This is a genomic window from Inquilinus sp. Marseille-Q2685 (genome assembly GCF_916619195.1).
Taxonomy (GTDB): domain Bacteria; phylum Pseudomonadota; class Alphaproteobacteria; order DSM-16000; family Inquilinaceae; genus Inquilinus.
Genome location: NZ_CAKAKL010000011.1, coordinates 161,520 through 170,123, shown reverse-complemented (window position 1 = coordinate 170,123; position 8,604 = coordinate 161,520). Strand labels below are relative to the sequence as shown.

General features: G+C 71.0%; 7 protein-coding genes. All 7 read right to left on the bottom strand.

Going from position 1 to position 8,604, the window contains the following annotated elements:
* Positions 1-148: 148 nt before the first annotated feature.
* Positions 149-1,954, bottom strand: coding sequence for a gamma-glutamyltransferase family protein (locus LG391_RS31685; RefSeq protein ID WP_225772636.1), 1,806 nt, complete (start codon positions 1,952-1,954; stop codon positions 149-151).
* 9 nt (positions 1,955-1,963) lie between these two features.
* Complete coding sequence (locus LG391_RS31680; protein WP_225772634.1) at positions 1,964-2,836, bottom strand: ABC transporter permease; 873 nt, start codon at positions 2,834-2,836, stop codon at positions 1,964-1,966.
* On the bottom strand, positions 2,833-3,780 hold the full coding sequence (locus LG391_RS31675; RefSeq protein WP_225772632.1) for an ABC transporter permease: 948 nt from the start codon (positions 3,778-3,780) through the stop codon (positions 2,833-2,835). The genes LG391_RS31680 and LG391_RS31675 overlap by 4 nt, the downstream gene beginning before the upstream one ends.
* Before the next feature lie 196 nt (positions 3,781-3,976).
* A complete protein-coding gene (locus LG391_RS31670; protein WP_225772630.1) occupies positions 3,977-5,479 on the bottom strand; it encodes an ABC transporter substrate-binding protein in 1,503 nt (500 codons plus the stop codon).
* Positions 5,480-5,501: 22 nt separating this feature from the next.
* The gene (locus tag LG391_RS31665; protein ID WP_225772628.1) at positions 5,502-6,590 is read right to left on the bottom strand and encodes an ABC transporter ATP-binding protein; all 1,089 of its coding nucleotides are present in this window, start codon (positions 6,588-6,590) and stop codon (positions 5,502-5,504) included.
* 142 nt (positions 6,591-6,732) lie between these two features.
* Entirely contained in the window at positions 6,733-7,773 is a 1,041-nt protein-coding gene (locus tag LG391_RS31660; RefSeq protein ID WP_225772626.1) for an ABC transporter ATP-binding protein, read from the bottom strand.
* Positions 7,757-8,545: a FadR/GntR family transcriptional regulator gene (locus tag LG391_RS31655; RefSeq protein ID WP_225772624.1), complete on the bottom strand. Its 789-nt coding sequence runs from the start codon at positions 8,543-8,545 to the stop codon at positions 7,757-7,759. Before LG391_RS31655 ends, LG391_RS31660 begins: the two co-directional genes overlap by 17 nt.
* Positions 8,546-8,604: the final 59 nt, after the last annotated feature.

Below are 8,604 nucleotides of genomic sequence, written 5' to 3'. Positions count from 1 at the left end.
GTGGGGAATCGAGAGAGAACTCCAGATTCATCAGCCCTTCGACATCGGTTCGAGTGGCGCCAAACCCCTCCCCCTGCCCCCTCCCGCAAGGGGAGGGGGAGGATGAAAAATCCTGAAAGACCGTTTCTGAGAAGCGAATAGGCTGCCCTCAGCGCCCCGCCGCATAGGCCTGCATCAGCCGCGGCGTGGCGGCGGCGCGCAGCAGGCCGTTGGGGTCGCGGGATGCCGCGACCAGGCGGCCGACGGTCCATTCCGGCGCCTCCTCGAGGTCGTGGCCGCGGCGGCGCAGCTCGGCCAGCACCTCCGGCCCGAAGCTCTCCTCGGCCAGCAGATGGCCGGGCTTGCGCTCGCGCGGGTAGAAGGAGCTCGGGAAATGCGCCGTGTGGAACATCGGCTGCTCGATCGCCTCCTGCAGGTTCAGCCCGTGATGGACATGGCGCAGGAACAGCTGCAGCTGCCACTGCTCCTGCTGGTCGCCGCCGGGCGACCCGAAGGCCAGGTACGGCTTGCCGTCGCGCAGGGCGAGCGACGGGGTCAGGGTGGTGCGCGGCCGCTTGCCCGGCTCCAGGCTGGCCGGCAGGCCGGGCTCCAGCCAGAACATCTGGGCCCGGGTGTTCAGCATGAAGCCGAGCTCCGGGATCACCGGCGAGGATTGCAGCCAGCCGCCCGACGGCATCGCCGCCACCATGTTGCCCCAGCGGTCGACCGCGTCGATGTGGACGGTGTCGCCGCGCCGGGCCGACAGCATGTCGGCCATGGTCGGCTCGTTCGCCGCCAGGTCCTTCAGCGCGGTGCCGCTGACCCTGGACAGGCGCTCCAGCGCCGCCATCACCCGGTCGACCTGCGCCTCGTAACCGGGCACCCGGCCGGGCCGCAGCTCGCGCGAGGCGGCGGAGCCGATCAGGCCGCGCCGGGCGCCGTTGTAGGCGTCGGACAGCAGGGCCTCGACCGGCACGTCGACGAAGTCGGGGTCGCCGTAATAGGCCTCGCGATCGGCGAAGGCGAGCTTCATCGCCTCGGCCACAATGTGCACGAAATCGGCGCTGGCCGGGCCCATCGACGCCAGGTCGATGTCCTTCAGCAGGGCCAGGGTCTGCAGGAACACCGGGCCCTGGCCCCAGGGCCGGATCTTGGCCAGGGTGTGGCCGTGATAATCGTAGGTCAGCGGCGCCTCGTATTGCGGCGGCCAGCCCGCCATGTCGTCGCCGGTGATGACGCCGCGATGGCGCCGGCCGCTCTCGTCCATCACCTCGGTGGTGCGGGCGAAGCGGTCGACCGCCTCGGCCACGAAGCCGCGGTAGAAGGCGGCGAAGGCCGCATCGGCCTGGCGCTCGCGGTCGCCGCCGACGGCCTCGGCCTCGCGGATGATCCGCTTCCAGGTCTCGGCCAGGGCCGGGTTGCGGAACAGCTGCTTCGCCTTCGGCGCCGACCCGCCCGGCAGGAACACGGCGGCGGAGGTCGGCCATTCGGTCTCGAAGAACTCCTTCAGCCCGGCGATGGTGTCGGCGACGCGCGGCAGCAGCGGGTGGCCGCCCTCGAGATAGTGGATCGCCGGCTCCAGCACGTCGCGCACGGTCAGCGAGCCGTAATCGCGCAGCAGCACCATCCAGGCGCCGAAGGAGCCGGGGACGACGGTGGCCAGGAGGCCGTTGCCGGGGATCAGGTCCAGCCCCTCGGCCTTGTAGTGCTCGATGGTGGCGCCGGCCGGGGCCGGGCCCTGGCCGCACAGCACCTCGGTCCGGCCGGTCGCGGCCGAATGGAACACCACCGGCACGTCGCCGCCGGGGCCGACCAGATGCGGCTCCACCACCTGCAGCACGAAGGCGGCGGCGATGCAGGCGTCGAAGGCGTTGCCGCCGCGCTCCAGCATCGCCATGCCGGCGGCGCTGCCCAGCCAGTGGGTCGAGGTGACCATGCCGAAGGTGCCGAGCAGCTCGGGGCGGGTGGTGAACATGCGTGTCTCTCAGCTTTCGCGGGGGTCGAGGGCGTCGCGCAGCCCGTCGCCCAGCAGGTTGAAGCCCAGCACGACCAGGAAGATCGCGCCGCCCGGGAAGATCGACATCCAGGGCGCCTGGGTCATGAAGTTCTTGGCGGTGTTCAGCATCGAGCCCCAGGACGGGCTCGGCGGCTGCTGGCCGAGGCCGAGGAAGGACAGGCTGGCCTCGGCGATGATGGCGGTGGCGATGGTCAGCGTCGCCTGCACGATCAGGGGCGGCAGCACGTTCGGCAGGATGTAGCGGATGATGATCCAGCGATGGGGCAGGCCGATGGAATGGGCGCCCTCGACATAGTCCTCTGTCTTCACGCTCAGCACCTGACCGCGGGTCAGGCGGATGAAGATCGGCATCGCCGACAGGCCGATCGCGATCATGGCGTTGGTCAGGCTGGGGCCGAGGAAGGCGGCCAGCGCGATCGCCAGGATCAGGAAGGGGATGGCCAGCATCGCCTCGGTGGCGCGCGAGATGGCGCCGTCGATCAGGCCGCCGTAGTAGCCGGCCACGAGCCCGAAGGGAACGCCGACGGCCAGCGCGATGGCGACCGAGATCACCCCGGCCATCAGCGAGGAGCGGGCACCGTAGGCGAGGCGGGTGAAGATGTCGCGGCCGAGATCGTCGGTGCCCAGCCAATGCGCGGCCGACGGCGCCTTGCGGATGGCGGTGAAGCTGGTCTGCAGCGGGTCCTGCGGCGTCACCAGCGGCGCCAGCACGGCGAGCAGCACGAAGGCCAGCACCAGGATCGCACCGACCACCGCGCTCCGGTTGCGCAGGAACTTGTCGAGGCCGCGGCTGCGCCGCTTCCGTGCGGGGGCTTCGGTGCCCAGGGCGGTCGCGGTCATGACGGGTGCCTCAGCCGCGGGTTGATCAGGATGTACAGCACGTCGGCCAGCAGGTTCATGGCGATGAAGCCGATGGCGGTGCACAGCACCACGCCCTGGACCACGGCGTAGTCGCGGTTGAACACGGCGTCGACGATCAGCTTGCCGAAGCCGGGGATGGTGAAGACCTGCTCGGTCAGCACCGCGCCGGCCAGCAGCTCGCCGAACAGCAGCGTCACCAGGGTGACGATCGGCACCAGCGCGTTGCGGAAGGCGTGCTTCAGCACCACGGCAGGGCCCAAGAGGCCCTTGGCCCGGGCGGTGCGGATGTAGTCCGACCGCAGCACGCCGAGCATGGCCGACCGGGTGTGCCGCATCAGCGTCGCGGCCAGCGCGTTGCCCAGCACGAAGGACGGCATCAGCATGGTCTTGAGGCTGAGCCAGAGGTCCTGCGACGGCGGCACGTAGCCGGAGGCGGGCAGGAGGCGCCATTCCACCGACACCAGCAGGATCAGCATGATGCCGAGCCAGAAGTTCGGGATCGACAGGCCGGACAGGGCGAAGATGTTGGCGGCGTAGTCGACCGTCGTGCCCTTGCGCACCGCGGCGACGATGCCGGCCGGGATGCCGATCAAGAGGGCGAAGACCATGGCCATGGCGGCCAGCTGGATGGTCACCGGCAGCTTCTGGGCGATCAGCTCGGTCACCGGCGCATCGGTGCGCAGCGAGATGCCGAAATCGCCCTGCGCCACCTGGCCGATCCAGGCGAGATACTGCACCGGGATCGGGTCGTTCAGCCGGTACTTCTCGCGCAGGTAGTCCAGCACGGCCGGGTCGCGCTCCTCCCCCGCCATGGTCAGCACCGGGTCGCCCGGCAGCAGCTTCTGCAGGGCGAAGACCAGCATCGACACCAGGATCAGCGTCGGCACGGCCACCATCAGCCGGCGCAGGATGATCCCGGTCATGGGTGGCTCTCCACCACGCCAAGCCCATCCTCCCCCTCCCCTTGCGGGAGGGGGTTGGGGGAGGGGGTGGCGCCGTTGGCACCGGTGCATCCCGCCGCGCTCGGCCGGCGCGGGTGGAGAGATACCCCTCCCCCTGACCCCCTCCCGCAAGGGGAGGGGGAGGATGAATGAGGCATGGCGCGGCGGACGAGCATCCTCAGCCCTCGATGCTCATGCCCTTCAGGCGGATCATGCCGTCGGGATAGGCGGTGAAGCCCTTCACCTTCTTCGACAGCACGAAGGGCCAGGGCTGGTAGTAGGTGTAGATGATCGGCAGCTCGTCCTCGAGGATCGCCTGGGCCTGGTCGTACAGCTCCTTGCGCTTGGCCTGGTCCGGCGTCTGGCGGGCGGCGTTCAGCAGCTCGTCGACCTTGGGGTTGCAGTATTTGCCGTCGTTCAGATTGCCCTGGCAGGTGACGAAGGCGTGGATGTTGCCGTCAGGGTCGACGCGGCCGGACCAGCCGACCTGCTCGGCCTCGAAATTGCCCTGCTGGCCTTCCTTCATCATCGCCGCGAACTCGGTGGCGCGCAGCTTGATGTCGAAGCCGGCCTCCGACGCCATCGCCTGGATCAGCTCGGCGATCTGCTGCGCAGTGGTCCCGGTGCCGAACACCAGCTCGAACGACACCTTCTCGTGCCCCGCCTCCTTCAGCAGCTGCTTGGCCTTCTCGACGTCGCGGGCCCGCACCGGGAACTTGTCGCTGAAATAAGGGCTGGCCTTGGGAAAGGGCTGCTGCGCCGGGGGGTAGATGCCGGCCCCGACCACCTGGTTGATCGCCTCGCGGTCGATCGCCAGCTCCAGCGCCTGGCGCACCCGCTTGTCCTGGCCCAGCGGGTTCTTCGACCGATCGCCGTTGTTGGTGTTGATGGTGATGCCCTGGTAGCCGATGCCGGTGACCGGCGCGAACACCAGCTCCGGATCGGCCTTCACCGCCTCGACGTCGGACGGGGCCAGCCGCTCCAGCATGTCGAGGTCGCCGGCCTTCAGATTGGCCAGGCGCACGGTGGTGTCCGGGATCGGCTGGAACACCACGCGGTCGATCTTGTAGTTCGCGGCGTCCCAGTAGCCCGCATATTTCTGCAGCACGATGCGGTCGTTCTGCACCCGCTCGACGAAGCTGTAGGGGCCGGAGCAGACGGGCTTCTGGCCGAAATCGCCGCCGGCGAAGGCCTTCGGCGCCAGCATCATGCCGGCGCGGTCGGACAGCTGGGCGAGGACGGTCGCGTCGGGCCGGGACAGCTTGACCGCCACCGTCTTCGGGTCGACCGCGACGACCTCGGCCACCGAGGCCAGCTCGCTCTTGCGCAGGCTGTCCGGCAGGGTGCGCGCGCGGTCGAGATTGGCCTTCACCGCGCCGGCGTCGATCGGCTCGCCATCCTGGAAGGTGGCGCCCTCGCGCAGGGTGAAGGTCAGGGTCAGGTTGTCGTCGCTCCAGGTCCAGCCGGTCGCCAGCTTCGGCACGAAGCCGAGCTTCTCGTCGATGTCGATCAGCTTGTCGCAGAGCGAGGCGAAGACGATGCGGCCGACGAAGGTGCGGGCCCGGTGCGGGTCCAGCACGTCGGGATCCTCGTTCAGGCCGATCCTGAGCGTGGTCTGGCCATAGGCGGTGCCGCTGAGCAGCAGGCCGGCGAGGAGGGCGAGGACTGGGCGTGCGCGCATGGAATGAGCCTCCTGTCTGTTCTTATGGGCGGGCCGCCTGGGCCTGGCGGGCACGGTACAGCGACAGCCGCGCGGCCAGGCGGGGCGGGGTGGGCGGCGCGGCCAGGGCGCCGGCCCCGGCGTCCTGGATCTCGCGCCAGAAATGGCAGGCGACGCTGCGCCCCGGCTCGGCCTCCTCCGCCGGCGGCCGGACCTGGCTGCAGATCGGCTTCGCATGCGGGCAGCGGGTGTGGAAGCGGCAGCCGGGGGGCGGCGCGGTCGGGCTGGGCACGTCGCCCTGCAGCAGCGTCTTCGGCTTGCGCCCGGCCGGGCTGGGCACCGGGATCGCCCGCATCAGCGCCTGGGTGTAGGGATGCAAGGGCGCGTCGAACAGCGCGTCGACCGGCGCCTGCTCGACGATCTCGCCGAGATACATCACCGCCACCCGGTCGCTCATGTGCCGGATCACCGCCAGGTCATGGGCGACGATCACCAGCGTCAGGCCGAAGCGCTCCTTCAGCTCCTCCAGCAGGTTGATCACCTGCGCCTGGATCGAGACGTCGAGGGCCGAGACCGGCTCGTCGCCGACGATCAGCACCGGCTGGCCGGCCAGCGCCCGGGCGATGCCGATGCGCTGGCGCTGGCCGCCGGAGAACTCGTGCGGATAGCGGCCGGCATGGTCCGGCAGCAGCCCGACGATGCGCAGCAGCTCCGCCACCTTGTCGCGCTGTTCGGAGCCGCGGGCCAGGCCGTGCAGCCAGATCGGCTCGCCGACGATGTCGCCGACCGTCATCCGCGGGTTCAGCGAAGCATAGGGGTCCTGGAACACGATCTGCAGCTCGCGCCGCAGCGCCCGCATTTCCTTGGGCGGCAGGGCGGTCAGGTCGCGGCCGCGATAGATCACCTGGCCGGCGGTCGGCTCGATCAGCCGCAGCAGCAGCCGGCCGAGGGTGGACTTGCCGCAGCCGGATTCGCCGACCACGGCGAAGGTCTCGCCCGGCCGGATCGCCAGCGACACGCCGTCGACCGCGTGCACCACCGGCGACCCGCCCAGCAGGCTGCGGCCGCCGCCGAAGCGCTTGACCAGGCCCTTGCCTTCCAGAAGGGGGGCCGCTTCGGGATGCCCGTTCATGCGGGACCTCGTTGAGACGTCATCCCCTCACAGTCATTGCGAGGAGGCGAAGCCGACGAAGCAATCCAGGGGCCAATGCGAGCGGCCCTGGATTGCTTCGCTGCGCTCGCAATGACGAAGTGGGGAATTGCGAGGTGGTTCCTCATCCCGCAGCTCCCCCCTGCTGCTCCAGCGGCGCGAACCAGCAGGCGGCGCGGTGGCCCGGCCCGACCGGCATCGCCGGCGGCGTTTCGGCGGTGCAGCGCGGCGCGGCGAAGGGGCAGCGCGGGGCGAAGCGGCAGCCCGGCGGCATGCGGTCGGCCGGCGGCACCGTGCCGGGGATGGTGGCCAGGCGCCCCTCGCGCCGGCCGAGCGACGGCACCGATCCCATCAGCCCGATGGTGTAGGGGTGCTGCGGATCCTCGAAGATGGCCTCGACCGGGCCGGATTCGACGATGCGCCCGGCATACATCACCGCGACATGGTCGGCGACCTCCGCCACCACGCCGAGGTCGTGGGTGATCAGGATCATGGCGGTGCCGGTCTCGTCCTGCAGCCGCCGCACCAGCGCCAGGATCTGCGCCTGGATGGTGACGTCCAGCGCGGTGGTCGGCTCGTCGGCGATCAGCAGCTGCGGGTCGTTGGCCAGGGCCATGGCGATCATGGCGCGCTGGCGCATGCCGCCCGACAGCTGGTGCGGATAGGCGTCCAGCCGCTTCTCCGGCGCCGGGATGCGCACCCGGCGCAGCATCTCCAGCGCCCGGTCGCGCGCCTCGGCCTTGCTGACCGCCTTGTGCCGACGGATGCCCTCGGCGATCTGGTCGCCGATGGTGAAGGCCGGGTTCAGGCTGGTCATCGGCTCCTGGAAGATCATCGCCATGCGGCTGCCGCGCAGGTCGGCACGCTGCCGGTCGGCCAGGCGGAACAGGTCATGCCCCTCGAACCGGGCGCTGCCGGAGGTGATGCGCGCCACCGGCGGCAGCAGGCCCATCAGGCCGAGCGCGGTGATGCTCTTGCCGCAGCCGGATTCGCCGACGATGCACAGCGTCTCGCCGCGGGCGACGGAGAAGGAGACGCCCTCGACCAGGTTGCGGCCGGGCGACAGCGACAGGGCGAAGTCCCGCACCTCCAGCACCGTCTCGCGCGCCGGTTCCGCGGCGGCGGCCGGGGCGCGGGCGATTCGGGCGTCAGAGACCGAGGCCATCGGCCGCCTCCGCGCTGTCGCCGGGACGGGTCATCCGGTCCTGCGCCGTGTCCTGCGGCGCCGGCTCGCCATGCATCGCCGCCTCGAGATTGGCGTGCAGCGCCAGCAGGTGGCGCCGCATCGCCGCCTCGGCCCCGGCGCCGTCGTGCCGGGCGATGGCGGCGACGATGTCGGCATGCTGGCTGGTGTAGGCGCGCAGGCGGATACGGTTGCGCGCCGCCTCGCGCAGCCGGCGCCAGGACGGCGACTGGCGGATCCGGTCGATGCAGTCGAACAGCGCCAGCAGCAGGCCGTTGCCGGCGGTCTCGGCGATGTGGCGGTGGAAGGCGCTGTCCCACAGCTCGTGGCCGTCGCTGTCCATGCTGGCCGCGGTCTTGCGCTCGATCCGGCGCAGCGCGGCGATGCTGTCGGGCGAGGCCTTCAAGGCGGCGAGGCGGGCCAGCGCCGGCTCGATGTTCAGCCGCGCCTCCATCACCTCCAGCGGGCTGGTGCGGTCGGCGAGCGACGCGATCAGATGCGGCTGCACCGGCGGCCGCTGGCCGGCGAAGGTGCCCTTGCCCTGGTGGCGCCAGATCCGGCCCTCGGCCTCCAGCACCTCCAGCGCCCGGCGCACGGCGCGGCGGCCGACGCCGATCCGCCCGGCCAGGTCGCGCTCGGCCGGCAGCTGCCATTCGGCGCGGTCGCCCTCGGCGTCCAAGAGCGCGCGCAGCCGTTCCAGCGCCACGCTGGAATTCGACACGCCGCGCGATGGGGATGAAACCACCTCAGCCATTGGTCTCCCAAAGGCTGCGTCCGCCGTTCCGGCTCCGAGCCATCTGCCAGTCCCTGATG